The 17,739-nt window shown below is 63.7% G+C and carries 21 protein-coding genes and 1 tRNA gene; 11 read left to right on the top strand and 11 right to left on the bottom strand.

Annotated elements, in window-relative coordinates:
- Positions 1-32: 32 nt before the first annotated feature.
- The gene (locus tag IVB28_RS12735) at positions 33-737 is read right to left on the bottom strand and encodes an SDR family oxidoreductase (RefSeq protein ID WP_247526524.1); all 705 of its coding nucleotides are present in this window, start codon (positions 735-737) and stop codon (positions 33-35) included.
- Positions 738-853: 116 nt separating this feature from the next.
- On the opposite strand from IVB28_RS12735, the gene IVB28_RS12730 reads away from it, so the two are divergent.
- On the top strand, positions 854-1,696 hold the full coding sequence (locus IVB28_RS12730; protein ID WP_247526523.1) for a GNAT family N-acetyltransferase: 843 nt from the start codon (positions 854-856) through the stop codon (positions 1,694-1,696).
- An 8-nt stretch (positions 1,697-1,704) separates the two neighbouring features.
- Here IVB28_RS12730 and IVB28_RS12725 read toward each other — a convergent pair whose 3' ends face one another.
- A complete protein-coding gene (locus IVB28_RS12725; RefSeq protein WP_247526522.1) occupies positions 1,705-2,151 on the bottom strand; it encodes a hypothetical protein in 447 nt (148 codons plus the stop codon).
- A 283-nt stretch (positions 2,152-2,434) separates the two neighbouring features.
- On the opposite strand from IVB28_RS12725, the gene IVB28_RS12720 reads away from it, so the two are divergent.
- On the top strand, positions 2,435-2,719 hold the full coding sequence (locus IVB28_RS12720; RefSeq protein WP_247526521.1) for a hypothetical protein: 285 nt from the start codon (positions 2,435-2,437) through the stop codon (positions 2,717-2,719).
- 52 nt (positions 2,720-2,771) lie between these two features.
- Here the strand turns inward: IVB28_RS12720 and IVB28_RS12715 are convergent, their stop codons facing one another.
- Positions 2,772-2,999 (bottom strand): hypothetical protein, encoded by a 228-nt coding sequence (locus IVB28_RS12715; protein ID WP_247526520.1) that lies wholly within the window; start codon positions 2,997-2,999, stop codon positions 2,772-2,774.
- A 920-nt stretch (positions 3,000-3,919) separates the two neighbouring features.
- Between IVB28_RS12715 and IVB28_RS12710 the strand changes: the two genes are divergently transcribed.
- The gene (locus IVB28_RS12710) at positions 3,920-5,785 is read left to right on the top strand and encodes a nucleotide pyrophosphatase/phosphodiesterase family protein (RefSeq protein ID WP_247526519.1); all 1,866 of its coding nucleotides are present in this window, start codon (positions 3,920-3,922) and stop codon (positions 5,783-5,785) included.
- A 57-nt stretch (positions 5,786-5,842) separates the two neighbouring features.
- Here IVB28_RS12710 and IVB28_RS12705 read toward each other — a convergent pair whose 3' ends face one another.
- The gene (locus tag IVB28_RS12705; protein ID WP_247526518.1) at positions 5,843-6,415 is read right to left on the bottom strand and encodes a hypothetical protein; all 573 of its coding nucleotides are present in this window, start codon (positions 6,413-6,415) and stop codon (positions 5,843-5,845) included.
- A 380-nt stretch (positions 6,416-6,795) separates the two neighbouring features.
- On the opposite strand from IVB28_RS12705, the gene IVB28_RS12700 reads away from it, so the two are divergent.
- The gene (locus IVB28_RS12700) at positions 6,796-7,455 is read left to right on the top strand and encodes a peroxiredoxin (protein WP_247526517.1); all 660 of its coding nucleotides are present in this window, start codon (positions 6,796-6,798) and stop codon (positions 7,453-7,455) included.
- Between the two features lie 95 nt (positions 7,456-7,550).
- On the opposite strand, the gene IVB28_RS12695 is transcribed toward IVB28_RS12700, so the two are convergent.
- Positions 7,551-9,281: a Cache 3/Cache 2 fusion domain-containing protein gene (locus tag IVB28_RS12695; RefSeq protein ID WP_247526516.1), complete on the bottom strand. Its 1,731-nt coding sequence runs from the start codon at positions 9,279-9,281 to the stop codon at positions 7,551-7,553.
- A gap of 311 nt (positions 9,282-9,592) precedes the next feature.
- On the opposite strand from IVB28_RS12695, the gene IVB28_RS12690 reads away from it, so the two are divergent.
- The gene (locus tag IVB28_RS12690; protein WP_247526515.1) at positions 9,593-9,910 is read left to right on the top strand and encodes a histone; all 318 of its coding nucleotides are present in this window, start codon (positions 9,593-9,595) and stop codon (positions 9,908-9,910) included.
- Between the two features lie 50 nt (positions 9,911-9,960).
- On the opposite strand, the gene IVB28_RS12685 is transcribed toward IVB28_RS12690, so the two are convergent.
- From IVB28_RS12685 to IVB28_RS12675, 3 genes are all read right to left on the bottom strand, one after another.
- Positions 9,961-10,704 carry a hypothetical protein gene (locus tag IVB28_RS12685; protein WP_247526514.1) on the bottom strand — a complete coding sequence of 248 codons (744 nt, stop codon included), beginning with the start codon at positions 10,702-10,704 and terminating at the stop codon, positions 9,961-9,963.
- Positions 10,705-10,802: 98 nt separating this feature from the next.
- Entirely contained in the window at positions 10,803-11,675 is an 873-nt protein-coding gene (locus tag IVB28_RS12680) for a DMT family transporter (protein WP_247526513.1), read from the bottom strand.
- Positions 11,676-11,773: 98 nt separating this feature from the next.
- On the bottom strand, positions 11,774-12,220 hold the full coding sequence (locus IVB28_RS12675) for a hypothetical protein (RefSeq protein WP_247526512.1): 447 nt from the start codon (positions 12,218-12,220) through the stop codon (positions 11,774-11,776).
- Between the two features lie 291 nt (positions 12,221-12,511).
- On the opposite strand from IVB28_RS12675, the gene IVB28_RS12670 reads away from it, so the two are divergent.
- From IVB28_RS12670 to IVB28_RS12655, 4 genes are all read left to right on the top strand, one after another.
- Complete coding sequence (locus tag IVB28_RS12670; protein ID WP_247526511.1) at positions 12,512-12,772, top strand: hypothetical protein; 261 nt, start codon at positions 12,512-12,514, stop codon at positions 12,770-12,772.
- A gap of 151 nt (positions 12,773-12,923) precedes the next feature.
- Positions 12,924-13,127, top strand: a complete 204-nt coding sequence (locus IVB28_RS12665; protein WP_247526510.1) for a hypothetical protein — start codon at positions 12,924-12,926, stop codon at positions 13,125-13,127.
- A gap of 46 nt (positions 13,128-13,173) precedes the next feature.
- Positions 13,174-13,455 (top strand): hypothetical protein, encoded by a 282-nt coding sequence (locus IVB28_RS12660; protein ID WP_247526509.1) that lies wholly within the window; start codon positions 13,174-13,176, stop codon positions 13,453-13,455.
- 447 nt (positions 13,456-13,902) lie between these two features.
- Positions 13,903-14,859: an AraC family transcriptional regulator gene (locus IVB28_RS12655; protein WP_247526508.1), complete on the top strand. Its 957-nt coding sequence runs from the start codon at positions 13,903-13,905 to the stop codon at positions 14,857-14,859.
- An 83-nt stretch (positions 14,860-14,942) separates the two neighbouring features.
- Here IVB28_RS12655 and IVB28_RS12650 read toward each other — a convergent pair.
- The 3 genes from IVB28_RS12650 to IVB28_RS12640 all read right to left on the bottom strand — a co-directional run bounded on the left by IVB28_RS12650 (position 14,943) and on the right by IVB28_RS12640 (position 16,446).
- Positions 14,943-15,019: transfer RNA gene (locus IVB28_RS12650), tRNA-Arg, on the bottom strand.
- 154 nt (positions 15,020-15,173) lie between these two features.
- A complete protein-coding gene (locus IVB28_RS12645) occupies positions 15,174-15,713 on the bottom strand; it encodes a hypothetical protein (RefSeq protein WP_247526507.1) in 540 nt (179 codons plus the stop codon).
- A 160-nt stretch (positions 15,714-15,873) separates the two neighbouring features.
- Complete coding sequence (locus IVB28_RS12640; RefSeq protein WP_247526506.1) at positions 15,874-16,446, bottom strand: hypothetical protein; 573 nt, start codon at positions 16,444-16,446, stop codon at positions 15,874-15,876.
- A gap of 180 nt (positions 16,447-16,626) precedes the next feature.
- Between IVB28_RS12640 and IVB28_RS12635 the strand changes: the two genes are divergently transcribed.
- Together IVB28_RS12635 and IVB28_RS12630 are read left to right on the top strand one after the other, a co-directional pair.
- Positions 16,627-17,013 (top strand): VOC family protein, encoded by a 387-nt coding sequence (locus IVB28_RS12635; protein ID WP_247526505.1) that lies wholly within the window; start codon positions 16,627-16,629, stop codon positions 17,011-17,013.
- 276 nt (positions 17,014-17,289) lie between these two features.
- On the top strand, positions 17,290-17,643 hold the full coding sequence (locus IVB28_RS12630) for a GrlR family regulatory protein (protein WP_247526504.1): 354 nt from the start codon (positions 17,290-17,292) through the stop codon (positions 17,641-17,643).
- The last annotated feature ends 96 nt before the right edge of the window (positions 17,644-17,739 follow it).

Here is a 17,739-nt window from a genome sequence, read left to right as displayed (position 1 = left end):
GCCGGGGCTTTCCGCACCAGGATGGGCCTGCCTCAGACCGAGCGCGTCAGCCCGCCGTCGACGCGGATGTTCTGGCCGGTGATGTAAGCCGCGCCGTCGGAAGCCAGGAACGAGATCGTCGCCGCGATCTCCTCGACCGTGCCGTAGCGCTGCATCGGCACGCTGTCGCGGCGCGCATCCTGCTGCGGCAGGCTGTCGATCCAGCCCGGCAAAACGTTATTCATGCGGATGTTGTCGGCGGCATGCGCGTCGGTGAAGATCTTGGTGAAGGCGGCAAGGCCCGCGCGGAATACCGCCGAGGTCGGGAACATCGCGCTGGGCTCGAACGCCCAAGCGGTCGAGATGTTGATGATGGCGCCGCCCTTTTGCGCCTGCATCAGCGGTGTCACCAGCCGCGTCGGACGGATCACGTTCAGGAGATATGTGTCGAGGCCGGTGTGCCACTGCTCGTCGGTAATCTCGGTGATCGGCGCACGCGGCCCGTGCCCGGCGCTGTTGACGAGCACGTCGATCCGTCCCCACTTCGCCATGGCACCGTCGACGAGACGCTTCAAATCGTCGTTCTCCTTGTTCGAGCCGGTGACGCCGAGCCCGCCGAGCTCGGCGGCCAGGGCCTCGCCCTTGCCGGAGGACGACAAGATCGCGACGCGAAACCCGTCCGCCGCCAGCCGCCGCGCAGCCCCTGCCCCCATGCCGCTGCCGCCGGCGGTAACGAGCGCAACCTTCTCTGCTGCCATGACCGATCATCCCTTCAGTTGAGGCGAGCCACAGGCTCGACCTATCATGAGGCCTTCTACAGCCAGACCTGTCGGCAGGTCCATGGTCGAAGGACGCGCCTTATGAGCAATGCAAGATGAGTGATTTGCAGATCCGCAATTTGCGCCCCGAGGAGATCCCTCTCGTCATCGACTTGGCCGCGGCCGAGGGCTGGAATCCGGGCCTCTCGGATGCTGGCTGCTTCGCGGCTCCCGACGCGCAGGGCTTCTTCGTCGGCGAGATCGACGGCGAGCCGGTCGCGACTGTCTCTTGCGTCAATTACGACGACCGCTTCGCCTTCCTCGGCTTCTACATCGTGCGCGCAGATTTGCGCGGCTCCGGCCACGGCCTGCGCATCTGGAACGCGGCGATCGCGCATGCGAACGCGCGCGTGATCGGGCTCGACGGCGTCGTGGCGCAGCAGGACAATTACAGGAAATCCGGTTTCCAGCTCGCTTACGCCAATATCCGCTATGGCGGCATCGTCGCCGCACCCTCAAGGCCGGCCGCCGATGTCGTTGCGCTCGACAGGATCCCGTTCGCAAATGTGGAGGCCGACGACGCCACCGTCTTCCCGGCCCGGCGCAGTGCCTTCCTGCGCGCATGGATCAACACGTCAGGCCATGTCGGCCGCGCGCTCGTGCGCGACGGCAAGCTTGCCGCATGGGGCGTGATCCGGCCGTGCCTGATAGGCCACAAGATCGGCCCGCTCGTCGCCGACGATCGCGCGGCGGCGGAGGCGATCGTCCAAGCCCTGCTTGCGAGCGCCGATATCGGTGAAGTCTTCCTCGATGTCCCTGCCGTCAATCGCAAGGCCATCGCGCTTGCGGAGGCGCTTGGCCTCGAGCCGGTCTTCGAGACCGCGCGGATGTACACGGGAGCGATCGCGCCGCTGCGCATCGACCGCGTCTTCGGCGTGACCAGCTTCGAGCTAGGTTAGATCGCCGCTCAATAGCAGCGCATGATGTTGACGGTATGCTCGCTGCCGCCGCGGCCGGGAACCGTCACCTGCTCCGTCGGGCAGCTCGGTACATAGGGCCGGTCGGACGGCACGACGTTCGGCGGGAAGCGATGCGTCCAGTCCCAGGGAACGTCATAGGTGTAGGTGTAACGCACGTCGGTGGAGACCGGCTGCCCGGCATCGACGAAGGGCTGGCTGTAGCCGGAGCCATCGTAGAAGAACCCGCCGCCGCCCGGCCAGTAGACCCAGGGATTATTCCGCCGATGGAACCTGGCTCCCGGCCCGATCGGCGCACGCGCCATCGCGCCGGAAGGCGCAGCCGTCAGCCCATGCGGCGCGGCGCCGCCAGCCCGGGCAAGAGTGTCATTGGCGGGAAGGAGCAGCGCGACTGCGCTGAGCGAGGCGAGCAAGGCCCCATGCATTCTATACGTCATGATACGCACCAACTCGTTTGGCTTAAGCGATAGCGGCTCCCCGCAGTGACGCTAGGCCGGGCTGCCGCCCACCCGCAAACGTATAATTAATTATTGGTTAAGGCACGGGATTAACGGCGGAACCGCTGCGGCAAGACGCCCGGAATTCGGGGCTGACAGGCACTCCGTTCCGAAAACGCATCTCATAACCAGTTGATCGGAGTTGATCGCGGACGGGCCAACAGGTTCGGAACGCTCCCGCACTGCAACCGTTGGCTCCCGACACAAGCAAGGAGCATCTCGAATGCAGAACAAATCTAAACTCCTGTGCCTGATCACGGCATCACTCGTCGCGGGCACTGCAGCTGCCTCGGCCCAAGGCTACTACGACGGGAACGGCCCGCGCGTGGGTTGGGATCGGACCGCGTCACCTTACGAGCCGGTTCAGCCGCGTGCGTACTATCCTGATGTCGCGGGACCCTATGGCGCAATGAACGGCACCAACCATCCGACCCCGAGCTCGACCCAGGGCGATGTCGGCCCTGATGGCAACAACAACGGCACGCTGACCGGCGGCTATCGCCGCTAGAGCCACTCGACCCGAGGCCCACCGTCCAGATCGGACGGTGGGCCTTCGCGCGTCAATGGCCCTGCGGCTTGCGCAGCCAGTCGAGCAGGTCCTGCGCGGCAGCGGCGCCTTGTCCGGTGCCCTGCGTCACGAGGGCCGTGTTGCCGCCGCCGCGGCGATAGACTGTCGTGCGCCCGGGTTCCTCTTCGATTTTGGCCTCGGCCTGCGCCGGATCGCCACTCGGCGTGATCACCGACGTGCCGTTCTCGTCCTGGACCACCGGATTGAACGCTCCGGACACAATCCCTTGCGTTGCCCGACGGGCAGAACAGGCCATGGGTCGGTCAATCCGCGTTGCGGAAAATATTCCACTTTGCCGAAATTCGGAAACGGCGTATGTGTCGTCGCAACCCGGCCCGAGGAAGAGGGGCGTATCGCGATCGTCACGAACGCGGGCCGGGCGGCAGTGGACGCTAGTTGCATCGGCGCGAAGAGCTTCGCAGGGCGGAGAGCCGTGAGCGAACGCGTCGCGCACACGACCGGTGTGATCGGCGTACGGCAAAATCGTGTGGTCCTGGCGCCCGGGGTCTGTGCGTCAAGTCTTGTGGTGATGCGTGTCGTCCAACCGGACGCATGCGTCAGTCATCCGCAGGGCGACGGGGGCAATAGTGCATCGCTCCCCGGGGAGAGCACGACATAAGCCGTAAAACCACTGCGCAGGGAAGGCCGGTTGTTTGGCTTCACCTGTATGCCGCTGTGCAAATTCTTGTTGCCACCTTTCGCACAGTGGACCGTGGGTGCCCGGCCGGCACCCGGTCTTCCCTGCGCCCCTCTTCCAATCGAGGGTGAGACCAAAAAGCAAAGCTCGGGCGAACACGCCGCGAGGATGCGATCCCATGTCAGCTATTCAACAACAGTCCCGTGCCCCGGACGCAGCGTAGCGCATTTGCGAAGCATCGTCCGGCGCGGCGGTGCGCTGCAGAGCCGGGGCCCATCCATTAGCGAGTGCTGCGGCCTTGCTGGGTCCGGCTCCGCGGAGCGTCACTGCGTGCCGCATCGCGTCCAGGACACGAGAGCAAGCAATGACGAAACCTGGAGCCCCGGCCCCCTCCCCGTCACCTCTGCATGCCGCTCCGGTCTTGTAACAAAACTGACATCCAGCGAAACTAAACGAACCGGTGGCCGCGGTTGGCGGCCAAGCCTCACCGCAGGGAGATTCTGATGCGCCGTTCACTGGTGTTGCTGTCCGCCGGACTGACAGTGCTGTCCACCGGACTTGTCAACGGACTTGCCTCCGCTCAGAACAACACGCCCCGCAACCTGATCCTGTTCATTCCGGATGGCCTGCGCGCGCTGAAGGTCACCCCCGAAACGGCGCCCGCCATGGCCGAGGTCCGCGACAAGGGCGTCAATTTCAAGAATTCGCACTCGCTGTTCCCGACCTTCACCATGGCCAACGGCTCGGCGATGTCGACGGGCCATTATCTCGGCGATACCGGCGTGTTCTCCAACACGATCTGGACCAATTACACCTCGGTCCCCGCCGGCAACACCGTGGTCCCCTTCATCGAGAACGACGCCGTGCTCGGCGACATCGACGAGCATTTTAACGGCAACTACCTCAACGAGGACACCCTCTTGAAGCTGGCGCGTGACAAGGGATACAGCACCGCCGCATTGGGCAAGCATGGTCCGACCTACCAGTTCGACCATACCGACAAGCCCGAAAAGCCCGGCCTGCACTCGATCGTGTTCGACGATGCCACGGGCGGCAAGAACGGTGTCGCGCTATCGGACGAGGTGAAGGACGCGCTGATCAAGGCCGGCCTGCCCACCGCCACGCCGCCGCGCGGCGACAATTCCAAGGCGGGCGACGCCAAGACGCCCGGCACCACGTCTGCCAACGTCGCGCAGCAGGCCTATTTCGCCGACGCCGCCACCAAGGTGGTGCTGCCGATGTTCAAGGCGCGCAACAAGCCTTTCGTTCTCGTGTTCTGGTCGCGCGACCCCGATGGCAGCCAGCACAACACCGGCGACAGCCTCAACCAGATCAAGCCCGGCATCAACGGCCCGACCTCGATGGCCGGTATCAAGAACGCCGACACCAACCTCGCCCAGCTCCGCAAGGCGCTCGACGAACTCGGGCTCGCCGCCTCGACCAACATCATCATCTCGGCCGACCACGGCTTCTCCACCATTTCCAAGGAGAGCACGACCAGCCCTTCGGCCAAGATCAGCTATGACGACACGCCGAAGGATTTCCTGCCGATGGGCTTCTTGGCGCTCGATCTTGCCAAGGCGCTCGACATGCCGCTGTTCGATCCCAACGACAAGAACGCGAAGATTGAGGGCAACAAGCATCCCAAGGCCGGTAACGGCGTGCTCGGCAAGGATCCCGCCAAGCCCGATCTCGTCGTCGCCACCAATGGCGGCTCCGACCTCGTCTATCTCCCGAACAAGGACAAGAAGCTGGCGGCGAAAACCATCAAGGCGCTGCTCGAGCAGGACTACGTCTCCGGCCTGTTCGTCGAGGACTCGCTCGGCCGCTTCCCCGGCACGCTGCCGCTGTCGAGCATCAATCTGCGCGGCAAGTCGGCAACGCCGACACCGTCGATCGTCGTCAACTTCCGCTCCTATGCCAGCGACTGCGGCGAGGCGCCGACCAACTGCTCGGTGCAGGTCGCCGACACGGTGCTGCGCCAGGGCCAGGGCATGCATGGCAGCTTCAGCCGCGGCGACACCATGAACTTCATGGCCGCAATCGGGCCGGACTTCAAAGCCGGCTTCGTCGACGAGCTGCCGGTCAGCAATGCCGACGTCGGCATGACGGCGGCCCGGCTCATGGGCCTGTCCACTACGCAGAAGGGAGAGCTGGTCGGCCGCGTGATGTCCGAAGCCATGCCCAACGGCACCGTGCCAAAGGCCTATGCGGGCACGCAGAAGTCCAAGCCTGCCGAGGGCGGCCTGACCACCGTGCTGAACTTCCAGCGCGTCGGCAGCCAGCGCTATTTCGACGCCGCCGGCTTCCCGGGCCGCACGCTCGGGCTCGCGGTCGACGCCGGCAAACAAAAAACGGCGGGGAAATAACCCCGCCGTTCAAATGCTCCTCGTGAGAGGCGCAAAAATCTTAAAGTGCCCGACTTCTTACATCCCAATGTCGAACACGTTCGGCAGCTGGCCCGCCAGAGGCAGCGCGGTGGCGCCCAGGAAGGTCGCCACCATCGCCATCAGGCGACGGTTGTTGTGGCGCTTGCCGCGCATCTGGCCGGCGATCCACTCCAGCATCTCGCTGTTGACCTTGGAGGCATAGGACGGCGCCCAGGTCTCGATGTCGGTGTCGGCCGACAGCGCAACACTGCGCGGCGGCACCTTCAGGCCCGAGGCGCTGGCGGCATAGTGGGCAACGGCCTTGGCGAGCAAATCGTCGAAGCGGCCGCCATCGGTGCGCTCAGTCGCGGCCTCGTTGATCTCGAAAAGCACTTCAGCCTCGGTGCGGCTGACGGGCTGGTCGTTGACGGCGCTTGCGGTCAGGATGCGCGTGCACCAGGCGGTATCATCGGCATCGAGCGAGCGGGAGAAATGCACCCGTCCCTTGGTGGTCGGGCCTTCGCCCGTGATCACGCCGTCGCGCACGATGCTCAGCGCATGGGCCGCGGTATCGCGGCAGGACGGTTCCAGGGACGGCGACTCAACAGACTTAGGCGCAGCGGCAGACATAATGCACTTCCAGACTTCTTCTGATCGGCCAGCATTTTCATGCCGACGTAAAGGGGTGGTTAACGATTCGATACGGCGATCGCGACTTTTCGAGATGGTTGCCAATTGGTCGCTATCAGGACCATTTTGGTTCTGGCAGCGCCGGGCGAGCGTGATGAAAGTCATAAAAGGCAATATCGGGGCAATCGAGCCCCGTGCGGCTCCGGTGAAGATGTTTCGCCGCAGGCGCCGCTGTAACAAAAAAGTGCTAGGACATCGGGTCTTCAAAGAAGGAATTCACATTTTGCTTGAAGCGGTTCACTTCAGCTCGGCAACGACCTATAATGTCCGCGACGACACAGACGAATTCTCAAGTAAATTCAATACGATGAGGTAGATCCATGACACTTCCGATCGGCACTACTGCACCCGACTTCGAAGCCGAGACGACCGAAGGAAAGATCAAGTTCCACGACTGGATCGGCAACAGCTGGGCGCTGCTTTTCTCGCATCCGAAGGACTTCACGCCGGTTTGCACGACCGAGCTGGGCGCGCTCGCCAGGCTGAAGCCGGAGTTCGATAAGCGCGGCGTCAAGCTGATGGGCCTGTCGGTCGATCCGGTCGATCGCCATGCCAAATGGTCGGAAGACATCAAGGAGACGCAAGGCGCAGCTCCCAACTACCCGATGATCGGCGATACCGATTACAACGTCTCGAAGCTGTACGGCATGCTGCCGGCCGCGATCTCGGGCGATCCCCTCACCCGCACCGCTGCCGATAACCAGACCGTCCGCAACGTCTTCGTCATCGGGCCTGACAAGAAGATCAAGCTGGTGCTGGTCTACCCGATGACGACGGGGCGGAACTTCCAGGAGATCCTGCGCGTCATCGACTCGCTCCAGCTCACCGCCAAGCATCGCGTCGCCACCCCGGCCGATTGGTCGCAGGGTGACGACGTCATCATCGCGGGCTCGGTCTCCAACGACGAGGCCAAGACGATCTACCCGCAGGGCTGGAAAGAGCCGAAGCCCTACATCCGCATCGTGCCGCAGCCGAAATAACTCATTGTCATCCCGGGATGGTCCGAAGGACCAGACCCGGGATCTCGAGATTCCGGGCTCGGTGCTTCGCACCGCCCCGGAATGACGGTGACAACTTACGCCGCGTGCACGCGGTCGAGGAACCTGTCGACCTCAGCCTTCAGCTGCAGGCTCTCGCCCGACAGCCCCTGCGCGGAGACGAGCATCCGGCTCGAGGTCTCGCCGGTCTCGCTGGCGCCCTCGGCGACGTGACGGACGTTGAGGGCGACATCGGCCGTGCCCGACACCGCGGCGCGAACGCTGGCCACGATGTTGTGGGTCGCGCTCTTCTGCTGCTCGACCGCAGCCGAGATCGAGCCCGCGATGCCGCTGATGCGCTCGATGGTCTGGCCGATCGCCTTGATGGCGGCAACCGATTCCTCGGTCGCGAGCTGCATGCTCTCGATCTGGTTCGAGATCTCGTCGGTCGCCTTGGCGGTCTGGCCGGCGAGCGTCTTGACCTCCTGGGCCACCACCGCGAAGCCGCGCCCGGCATCGCCCGCGCGGGCGGCCTCGATGGTGGCGTTCAGCGCCAACAGGTTGGTCTGCTCGGCGATCGAGGTGATCAGCTTGACCACGTCCCCGATGCGCGCGCCGGCCTCGGAGAGCTGCGCGATGCGCTGGTCGGTCGCCTCGGCCTGCTGCACCGCCTCGGCGGAAATCTCGTTCGATTCCTGCACGCGCCGGGTGATCTCGGAGATCGATTGAGACAGCTCGTTGGACGCTGAGGCTGCCGAACGCACATGTTCGGAGGCATTTTCGGAAGCGCCGGCGGACTGAGCCGACAGATCCGCAGTGGAGCGTGCGACGTCGGTGAGTTGCCGCGCGGCGCGCTCGAACTCGCCCGACGACGTCAGCACCTTGTCGAGGACGCTGCCGACGCTGCCGCGGAATTCCACGACGAAGTTGCGCAGGTCGGATTTGCGCTGCTCGATCGCTGCGGCCGAGGCCGCCGCCTGCTCGCTGCGCATGCGCGCCCGCTCAAGCGAGTTGCTCTTGAACACCGCAACCGTGCGGGCGATCTCGCCGATCTCGTCGGCGCGATCCTCGCATTCGATCGCGACGTCGCTCTGGCCGTTGGCAAGCGCGGTGAGCGAGCGCGTGACCGAGGTGAGCGGCCGGGTGACGCGGCGGACGACCAGCAGGGTCAGCACCAGCACCAGAAGCGCGGCGAGCCCGGCGGCCGCTGCCATGCTCTCGATGGCGTGGGCCAGCATGCTCTCGTACTGGATCATGGGAATGCCGACATAGAGAATGCCAACGACCTTGCCGGCCCCGTCCGCGACCGGGAAATAGGCCGTCATGAACGACTTGCCGAACAGCGTGGCCGGCCCCTTATAGGCCTCGCCCCGGCGCAGCGGCGCCTGCCCCGGATGGTCGGCGGCAAGCTGGGTGCCGACGGCGCGGTCGCCATTTTCCTTCTTCACGTTGGTCGAGCGTCGCACGAACTGCCCGCTCGCATCGTCGAACACGAACAGGGTCGCGTTGCCGCCGACATAGGACACGGCGCGATCCACGATGGCGTGATCATTGAAGTCGGGCATCTTGGGGATCTCGGCGCGCGCGACCGCGCCTTCCCGGATCGTGACCTTGGCGGCCGGCACGTTCTCGGTAAAGGCCAGCGCCAACGTGCGCAGACTGACCTCGATGTCGCGCAATGCGCGATCATTGAAGGCGGACGTCAGCGACCAGTAGCCGGCGCCGACCACGAGTGCCGTGTTCACGGCGATCAGCAGCACGGCACACAGGACCGCTTTGGTGCCGAGCTTGAACTGCGGCAGGAACTTCGCCGTTAGGATATTGGACATGAGTGGAATGACCCCCGTAATTCCTGCATATTCGTGCAATCGGCTTACGGCCGCATTAACGACGGTCGCAGCCTGCTTTCCAAATCGTAAACGAGGCCCTCCCTGGCCATCCCAAGCGCGCCGCCCATCATCTGGGTCCCGTGATGATGTTCGTCTGTCCGACCATCCCGCCCTCGTCCCCGCAGTTCATGCCAGGGGGGCGCGAGCGCGCGCTGGCCGCTTACGCGAAGATCCGCAAAGGTTGAGCGCTGCTTTGACACAATTTCGAATCCCGCTATCGTGATCGCTCCATTCAAACAATGGGGGACGACATGGACGACGAGAAGCCTATCACCGAGCAAGCGATGGACAGCATCACCAATGCGGTGGAAGCGACCAAGGACGCCGCAGTCACCGCCGTCAAGCAGGTGAAGAGAGCTGCCAAGAAGGTCGCGAAGAAAATAACGCCGAAGAAAGCTGCCAAGAAGAAAGCCAAAAAGGCCGCCAAGAAGACCACCAAGAAAGCGGCGAAGACGTCTTCGAAGAAAGCCGCGAAAAAGGCCACGAAGAAGTCTGCGAAGAAGGCCGCCAAGAAAGCTGCCAAGAAAGCCACCAGGTCAAAGAAGAAGGCCAAGAAGGCGAAGCGCTGATCGCAACGGATGCGTCTCCGGGTGCGGACGCACCCGGAGACAGCGGCGCCCTACCCTCGCCGCTTGGCTGCGCGCCGGCCCGGGTGATGCTCTCCCTTCGGATCGCGGAATTCGCTGCGATGGCCGCGGCGGTCCTCAGCGTTGAAGCGCCGCCGCTTTTCCGGCGAGCCGAACTGCTTGATCACCCGCCTGCCGTTGACCTTCTTGATGACGTAGCCGCCCTCGGTCATCGAGAACGGCTCCTTCAGCGATCCCATATGGTCGAATTTGGTGCCGCGGGGATGCCCGAAAGGCTCGAACCAGGACGGATAGACGAAGTTCGACATCGGAAAACCGTTGACGAGAAAAGATTCCTCCTCCACGGCGTCGCAGACCTCGTAGGCATATTGGGTGTGGCGGGTCTTGTCGGCCCACAGATTGGCCATGGGATCGAGCACCATCTCGAACAGCTCGTGCGACGCCGCCACGCTGACGGGCTCGTCACCCAGCGCCTTGACGAAGACCTTCGAGATCGGCTGTCCCCGATGGGTCAACTCGTGCCGTCCGAGGAAGTTCTTGTGGGTGGCATCGCCGAAATAGACGAGCTGCCAGTCCGTCGGCTTCGGCTTGCGGGTGACGTCGAGATCGACGGGGTAGCCCCACACGGGCAGGAAGTGCTCGTCGTAGCATTTCTGAAGCGCGGCCGTGAGCCGCGCCATCATCCGGTCGCTTATGATCTCCTCGGCGTAGTTGATGCAGGCAATCCGGACCGGCTTCAATGACCTGCCGAGCAACGCGCGCCTCGCCTTCTTCATGGAAATCACCGTGGGGAATGTGAAACTGAAATGCGCTCAGCCTAACACGAGCGTGCCACGCACGTCAGGGATGTATTTTGCCGGCCGGGGGTACCAGCCTAGGAGCGCCGGTTGACGACGAACACCGCGGCCGCGCACATCGCCATGCCGGCAATCGCCAGCGCATCGAGCTTTTCGCCGAACAGCAAATAAGCCATCAGCGCGGTCACGGCGGGTACCAGATAGAACAGGCTCGCGACCGAGGTCGCCGCGGCGTGGCGGATCAGCCAGTACAATAGCCCGATCGATCCGATCGAAAGGGCCACGGCAAGCCAGGCCAGCGCGAGCACGAACTCCCGCGTCCAGTGCACCACGCGGTCTTCGAACAGGAAGGCCCCGATCGCGAAGAAGATGGTAACAGCGACATATTGCACGAGATTGCCGGCGCGCCAGTCGATCTGGTTGCAGTAGCGGCGCTGATAGAGCGTGCCGAGGGTGATGCTGATCAGGGAGACCACCGAGGCGAGCCAGCCAAGCCCGGCTTCACCCGTCATGGGGCGGTTGTGCAGGATCAGCACCACGCCGCCGAGGCCGAGCACGAGCCCGGCCCATTGCACCGGCGTCACCCGCTCGCCGAGCCAGCGATTGGCGATGGTCGAGGTCAGGATCGGCTGAAGGCCCGGAATGAGGGCGGAGAGCCCGGCCGGGATCGAATGCGCGATCGCGATCGCGGTGCCGCCGAGATAGAAGCCGTGGACGAGAATGCCGGCGACCGCGCTGTGCGCAATACCGATACGATCCGGCCATTTCGGCCGCGCGACGCCAGCGATCATCGCCATCAGGCCGACCACGATCGCCATGCGGATGGCGAGATAGGTCAAGGGATCGGCGTTGTCGACGACATATTTAGTGCCGATGAATCCGGTGCTCCAGAGCAGGACGAACAGGATCGGCGCGGCGCGGGCGGTCAGGGCTTCTTGATTGCGGTCCATTGCCGCCCTCATTGCCCCAGCGGGGGCTCATGCGGCAATGCGAATTTCGTCTTGATGATGCTGCGCTGCGAGGCGAGACGGCGGCTCAGCCCAGCCGCTCACCACTCTTCCGGACAGGGGTCGACGATCTTCCAGAGCTCGATGCCGTTCTTGATTTTTTTCATGTCGGTGGTGAGCCCGCCATTGCGCCGAATCCAGTCCTTCACCGTGTTGGGGTAGTAGGCCATCAGGTCAGACGTCCCCTCGGAGCTGGTGACCTTGATGCCGAAAGTGAAGGCCTTGTCGTAATAGGCCTGGTGGAAGCCAAGGCTGGCGCGCGGCGTCACGCAGATCTTGTTCATCGGCACGATACCGAGCACCAGCGTGCAGGCCGAATTACAGATGCCGTCGATGATGACGCGCTCGCCCTTCTCGCGCACCCGCTTGTACTTGGCCTTGTATTCTTCGACATAGCCGCCGTGGTCGCGGGTAATATGCAGGTCGGCCCGCGCCGGCGTAGCGGCGGCGAGGCAGAGCAACAGCAGGCTCAAAAGCGTGATGCGCATGGCGAGGTGACGGCGAAAGCCTTCAGGAATGCACCGGCCTCGAAGGACCCCCAAAAGGCCGGCGACGGGATTCTTAATCGAATAGTCTTTGGTCATACTTGTGTGGGGAATTCGTTAAGCACCCTGAAAAGGCCAAAAATGGGCAGGCCGGACGGCGTTTCGGGCAATTCTGTCACACCCACCGGGGAATCTGCGGGATCATCCCGGATTTCCGGGCGCCGGACGGGTGCCCCGGAGGCCCGAAATGGCTATAGATGGCCGACCTATTCGCGCGGGTTCCGGAGAATCAAGATGAGCAAGTTGAAGCTTGTAGCCGCAATTGCTGCCTTGTCGGCCGCAATCCTAGCCCCTGGCCTCGCGGAGGCTCGGGGACACCACCGGCACCACCGTTACGTCAACCCGCTGCCCTACCCGATCAGCTACGTCCACAATTACGGTCCGGGCGTCACCCCCGGCACCTTCGCCTTCTACGACGGCCCGTCGACCAACCACTGCTACCAGAGCGCGGCCGGCTATGTCGGCCAGGACCGCCGCCGGCACCCCTGCTACTGAGGGACGCTGCGCGGCCTCTGCGGAGGCCCTTATTTGGCGGCGCCCCATTGCAGCAATTGCTTCTCGATCTCGTAGACCGGCACCTCGCTGTCGGACCGGCGCGTTCACAAGATGACGAAGAAGGTCTCCCGGCGAGATCGACAGATTGGCAATGACCAGCATCCCGTTCACCTTGCCGGGACGCAAGCACCGCGCCTCTGCCACGCCAGCAACACCAAAGGCCGAGGCAGACTTGCGAATTGCGCAGGGTCAAGGTCTGGGCACGGCATCGGCCATGCAGCCGAAGCCGGCGAGCCGAGCGGATTTGCTGACGATGTGTTCATCAGCATTACATTTCGATTCCGCCACAATTTGATCAGAACAGCCTCGATATCCTGCATCTTGTAAGCAGAGGAAGACTCATGACTCTCAAGATCGGCCTCGTCGCCGCAGCAATGTTCGCCGCCACGTTGGGTGGCTTGGCGGCATCACCGGCGGCATCCGCCATGCCCATCGCGCCCGCACCTGCGACGCCGCAGGTCTCCGGCGTCGAGCAAGTCCGCATGGTCTGCGATGCCTGGGGACGCTGCTGGTGGCGTCCGAACTATTACGGTCCGCGGCCATATTACGCCCCGCGGTATTATGCGCCGCGCTATTTCGGTCCCCGCTATTACGGCTATGGCCCACGCTATCGCCGCTGGTGACGTCTGAAGGGGCCCTCGGACCCCTTCGCTTTTTGCAAGATCATTCCTTGCGGCTGTCGCCGGGCTGGAGGGACTCCAAAATTGATCCAGATCAAGATGAAATCGGCCCACACTGCCATTCTGCGGTGATGGCCGAGTTGATCGTTTTTCGATGCCCTTAGACGGGCATGAACGTACAGACGCATCTTGAGAAGCAGCTGAGACAGGAGGGACGAAGCTTTGCGTCCTACGCCTGTCCCGCCTGCACGCGCCTGCATGTCATCGACCTTGCCTTCCGCCAAGCGATGAGCGGAGAACATTGACGGTGACATAAACTGCAGGGCTTCAAGGCATGATGTCCGCAATACTACGGCACGAAATCCGATTTACTGAAGCATGCTGTTCCGTCATTGATGGCGATGTATCGACGTTCATTTGATTGTCACATTTCGGCAGCCGGCCAGATCCATGTTTTTCGACGCCCTCGCTCCATCTTCCGCGCTTCAACTGGTCGGCTTCGCCGATGTCGATGCGTTTCGCCCGATCGAGACGATGGAGGATGCGAGAAGCATTCCGCTCGACGTTGCAAACTTCGCGGCGGCCCGCGCCGTGGTCTCCCTCCCAGGGTGCCGCATCGTGGTGATGAGGTCGTTCGCGCGCATCCTCGACACCGCCTATCGAATGCCGGGCGGGATGGTGATCCTGTCGATGACCGACGAACTTCAAGTCAACTTCAAGGGCCTTGATCTCGATGCGCGCTTCTTCGTGACGCTGCGCGGCAACGATGAATGCCATTTCGTCGAGCCTCAGACCAATCATTTTGCAATGATCATCTTCTCCCCCGAGTTGAGAGACCGGGGCTGGTTCGATCACGCCGACGACTTGCGGGCCCGCGTCGCGAACCGGCGCGCCCTGCTCCACACGCGGCAACTCCTGCGGGACATCCTGCGAACCGCGTCCGCGCAGCCCCTCCTGTTCGAAACCAGCGAGGTGGCCTCCCATCTCCAGGAAGGTCTGCTGCTCGCGCTCGACGATTTGTTTGGGATCGATTCGATGTTGGATCTGAGCGCCTCGGTCCAGGGCGAGCGAGCGATCAAGCTCGTGCAGCGCATCGACGACTACGTCGCAGCCCGGCCGACCGCGCCGATCTACACCGCCGATCTTGCCGGAGAGTTCGGCGTCTCGATCCGGACACTCGGCGGCGCAGTCAGCAAGGTGCGTGGCATGAGCCTGCACCAGTACATTCGCCTCAAGAGGCTGTGGGCGACCCGCGGCCGCCTCCTGAGGGGTGGCGGCGCCACCGTCGCCACGTGCGCACGTGCCCAGGGCTTCCACCATCTCGGTGAATTTGCCGCAGCCTATCGCGCGACGTTCCACGAAGCACCCTCAGACACGCTGGCCCGTGGGCGGCAAAGCGGATCCTGACAGGCGGTCTGACGCAGCAGCCCATCGCGACGGTGACCCGGCATCGGCGTCATTTCGGAACATATCTGGAACGGCAGGGGGACTGGCGCGCTCGGAGAGATTCGAACTCCCGACCCTCGGAATCGAAATCCGATGCTCTATCCAGCTGAGCTACGAGCGCCCTGGCCCGGGGCTACCGGGCCGCAAACCGAGACCTGTCCGACCGAACGCTGACGAGCCAGCGCACCGGGCGGTGTTCGGATGGGTTCGAATTAGCAGAGAGGACGGCGAATAAAAAGCCCTCCCCGCCCCGTTTCGAAGCGGGCTAACCGTGCTCACCAGGTATTGCCGAAGAAGCCGAACTGCGGGCGCTGTGCCACCACCATCGGCCCGCCCGGCTGCGGGGCCGGATGTGTTCTCACGACCTTGCGCTTGGGCTGAGGCTGCGAAGCCGCAGGCGTCTGCGGCTGGCTCTGCTGGGCCTGAGCCTGAGCCTGAGCCTGCAACTTGCCGTCGCTCTTCCTGGCTGCCGCGGCCTCGGCCTTGGCGTCCGGCGTGAACTGGGCGAAGGTCTCGCGCACTCGCGCCTTCGCCGACATCTCGGCGAGCGCTGCCGAGGCGCTATCCTGCATCGGCCGCTGAGGCGCAACCACAGCGGCGGTCGTCACCGCGGGCGCGACAATCGTGGGCTGGGTCGTATCGAGCACGACACGCTCGGGCAGATGGCGGTCGGAACGGATCCGGATCAGCGGCTGATCATTGCCTACGTTGGCGGCGGCCTGCGCAATCGGTTGCGGTGGCAGAACGTAGTCCGCTGCAAACAGCAGTGCGAGCAAGGCTCCACCGACAAAGACGAAATACCGAAAGATGAGCATTGGCCGCGCTCCGCCCCCCGCATCCCCGCGTGGGCTCTTCGCCTTCAACAGGCGATCACTAGATTGGTTCCTGGCCCAGCCGTTCGGTTCAAATGGCGACGCGAGGTTTTTTGCCAAGGATCACGGAGGGTAACTTTTCCGCTACCGGAGCGTGCCGTCCTTACGCGCGACGTGCCGCAACCAACGAGCATTTCGCCTGATCGGCATTGACGTTGACATAGCCCACGGGGATCAGCGCAAAGGTCTTGCGGCTCTTCATGTTGACGGGATCTGCCAGCACGCGGCTGCGATCGGTCAGATGACTGCCGTCGCGCCGCGTAAAGGCGCAGACGATCTCGACATTGTTTACGGCATAGTCATTGTCGTTTCGCAGCGTGAACGTCACCAGGGCTTTTGAGCCAAGGCCGCCGCGGCGCCAGGTCTGCGACGAGATCCTGAGACGACCGGTGTCCGCCATGGCCGGTACCTGAGCTTCGGAAGCCAGTGAGGCCGATGCTGCCGGATCGCCCGAAGGAGCCGGCTCGACTGCTGCCAGCTCCGACTTCAACTGCTCAGCGCTATTGCCTTTGGAGAGGGGCAGCAGCATCCAGACGCCGCAACCCACGATGATGGCGGCGAGCAGCCACAGCAGGCTTCGGCTGAATGAGACGCTCGCCATCGTGACGCCTCGCGCCAGTCTCTCGCCGATTCCGGCGAAGCGCCCCAATCCGATCCGGTCGAGCCTGGCGTTCATGGTTGCATCACCGATCGCGGCCGAAGCACATTCAACGAGGGAGCCGGTCACTGCTTACCTTAAACCGGAAGACGAACTAAGGTTCCCGCGCAGTTGCGAATCGGCAAGGACGGTGGCGATCGCCGGCCGGCGCCGCTAACATGCGCCGCAACATCGAACGATCGCGTTGGGAGAATTGGAATGCCAGTTGTCGTCACTTGGGATCACGTCCATCTACGCAGCCCTGATCCGGAGGCCACGGCGGCTTGGCTGCGGGACATCCTCGGGGGCGAGATCGTGCACGCACCAGGACGGATCGACGTGAATCTTGGCGGCGCCAGGATCTTCATCGCGCCGCTCGAGGGCGATAGCGCCGTCAACCCGCCGCCTCCGCACCCGCATCAGGGCCTCGACCATATCGGATTGACGGTGAAGGACATCGATGCCGTCGCGGCCGAGATCAAGGCCAAGGGCGTCACCTTCACGCGCGAGCCGACCACGATCCGGCCCGGCGTGCGCATCTGCTTCATCCGCGGCCCCGAAGGCATCTCCGTCGAGCTGCTGGAGCGCGACAAGAAATACACCTGACGCGGCGCCTGCCCGACCGAACGACATGCGCCCGATCCGGCCAGGTCATGCTGCCGGGCATGAAGCAGCGGATGGTGACGCCCATGTAGCCGTGGATCGGCGACACCATGGTGCGCCCCACCCGGTTCGGTTCGGAGATCACGGGACAATTGCGGCTGGAAGCGGCAACTCCCGCGGCCGGCCGGCAAACTGCCGCGTTGCGCGAGCGGATGCGCTTTGGCATAAAAGCAGGATCGGTTACGCCATTGGGCGATGGCGGCCGGCCCGCGGGACGTTATGAAGAACGGTCTCTATTCGATTCATGTGACCCTGCTCGATGGTCGAGCCGGCAAGGGCAGCGGCGTCATTCTTTTTCGCGACGGCAAGATTCTTGGCGGCGATGCCTACCTCTATTACATCGGCAGCTACGTGGTGAAGGACAACAACACCTTCAAGGGCGAGGTGCTGGTGCAACGCCATACCTCACCCCGCGGCGACGACAATCCGCTGTTCGGCGGTCCTGCCCCGGTCGGCATCGGCGTCAGTGGCACGTTCACAGAAACGCGCGGAGAGATGACGGGCACGGCGTTGGTCGGCAAGGCCAGTCAGATTTTCGGTGCGACTCTGCAGAAGCTCGCTGACGCCGACTAAAGCGCGATGCGATCAAGACAAATCGCCATCGCGCTTTAGGTTGTTGTTTAAGCATGATCTTTTCGGAAAATCGCTGCGCACTTTTCCGGATCGTGC

The organism is Bradyrhizobium sp. 199 (assembly GCF_023073355.1).
Taxonomy (GTDB): Bacteria; Pseudomonadota; Alphaproteobacteria; order Rhizobiales; family Xanthobacteraceae; genus Bradyrhizobium.
The sequence above is the reverse complement of the archived record's forward strand: the minus strand, read 5'-3'. Positions and strand labels throughout refer to the sequence as shown.

Bases quoted from the DNA above. Each gene is read 5' to 3' on its own strand.
- IVB28_RS12735 (WP_247526524.1), bottom strand. From the start codon at position 737: ATGGCAGCAGAGAAGGTTGCGCTCGTTACCGCCGGCGGCAGCGGCATG.
- IVB28_RS12730 (WP_247526523.1), top strand. From the start codon at position 854: ATGAGTGATTTGCAGATCCGCAATTTGCGCCCCGAGGAGATCCCTCTC.
- IVB28_RS12725 (WP_247526522.1), bottom strand. From the start codon at position 2,151: ATGACGTATAGAATGCATGGGGCCTTGCTCGCCTCGCTCAGCGCAGTC.
- IVB28_RS12720 (WP_247526521.1), top strand. From the start codon at position 2,435: ATGCAGAACAAATCTAAACTCCTGTGCCTGATCACGGCATCACTCGTC.
- IVB28_RS12710 (WP_247526519.1), top strand. From the start codon at position 3,920: ATGCGCCGTTCACTGGTGTTGCTGTCCGCCGGACTGACAGTGCTGTCC.
- IVB28_RS12705 (WP_247526518.1), bottom strand. From the start codon at position 6,415: ATGTCTGCCGCTGCGCCTAAGTCTGTTGAGTCGCCGTCCCTGGAACCG.
- IVB28_RS12700 (WP_247526517.1), top strand. From the start codon at position 6,796: ATGACACTTCCGATCGGCACTACTGCACCCGACTTCGAAGCCGAGACG.
- IVB28_RS12695 (WP_247526516.1), bottom strand. From the start codon at position 9,281: ATGTCCAATATCCTAACGGCGAAGTTCCTGCCGCAGTTCAAGCTCGGC.
- IVB28_RS12690 (WP_247526515.1), top strand. From the start codon at position 9,593: ATGGACGACGAGAAGCCTATCACCGAGCAAGCGATGGACAGCATCACC.
- IVB28_RS12685 (WP_247526514.1), bottom strand. From the start codon at position 10,704: ATGAAGAAGGCGAGGCGCGCGTTGCTCGGCAGGTCATTGAAGCCGGTC.
- IVB28_RS12680 (WP_247526513.1), bottom strand. From the start codon at position 11,675: ATGGACCGCAATCAAGAAGCCCTGACCGCCCGCGCCGCGCCGATCCTG.
- IVB28_RS12675 (WP_247526512.1), bottom strand. From the start codon at position 12,220: ATGCGCATCACGCTTTTGAGCCTGCTGTTGCTCTGCCTCGCCGCCGCT.
- IVB28_RS12670 (WP_247526511.1), top strand. From the start codon at position 12,512: ATGAGCAAGTTGAAGCTTGTAGCCGCAATTGCTGCCTTGTCGGCCGCA.
- IVB28_RS12665 (WP_247526510.1), top strand. From the start codon at position 12,924: ATGACCAGCATCCCGTTCACCTTGCCGGGACGCAAGCACCGCGCCTCT.
- IVB28_RS12660 (WP_247526509.1), top strand. From the start codon at position 13,174: ATGACTCTCAAGATCGGCCTCGTCGCCGCAGCAATGTTCGCCGCCACG.
- IVB28_RS12655 (WP_247526508.1), top strand. From the start codon at position 13,903: ATGTTTTTCGACGCCCTCGCTCCATCTTCCGCGCTTCAACTGGTCGGC.
- IVB28_RS12645 (WP_247526507.1), bottom strand. From the start codon at position 15,713: ATGCTCATCTTTCGGTATTTCGTCTTTGTCGGTGGAGCCTTGCTCGCA.
- IVB28_RS12640 (WP_247526506.1), bottom strand. From the start codon at position 16,446: ATGAACGCCAGGCTCGACCGGATCGGATTGGGGCGCTTCGCCGGAATC.
- IVB28_RS12635 (WP_247526505.1), top strand. From the start codon at position 16,627: ATGCCAGTTGTCGTCACTTGGGATCACGTCCATCTACGCAGCCCTGAT.
- IVB28_RS12630 (WP_247526504.1), top strand. From the start codon at position 17,290: ATGAAGAACGGTCTCTATTCGATTCATGTGACCCTGCTCGATGGTCGA.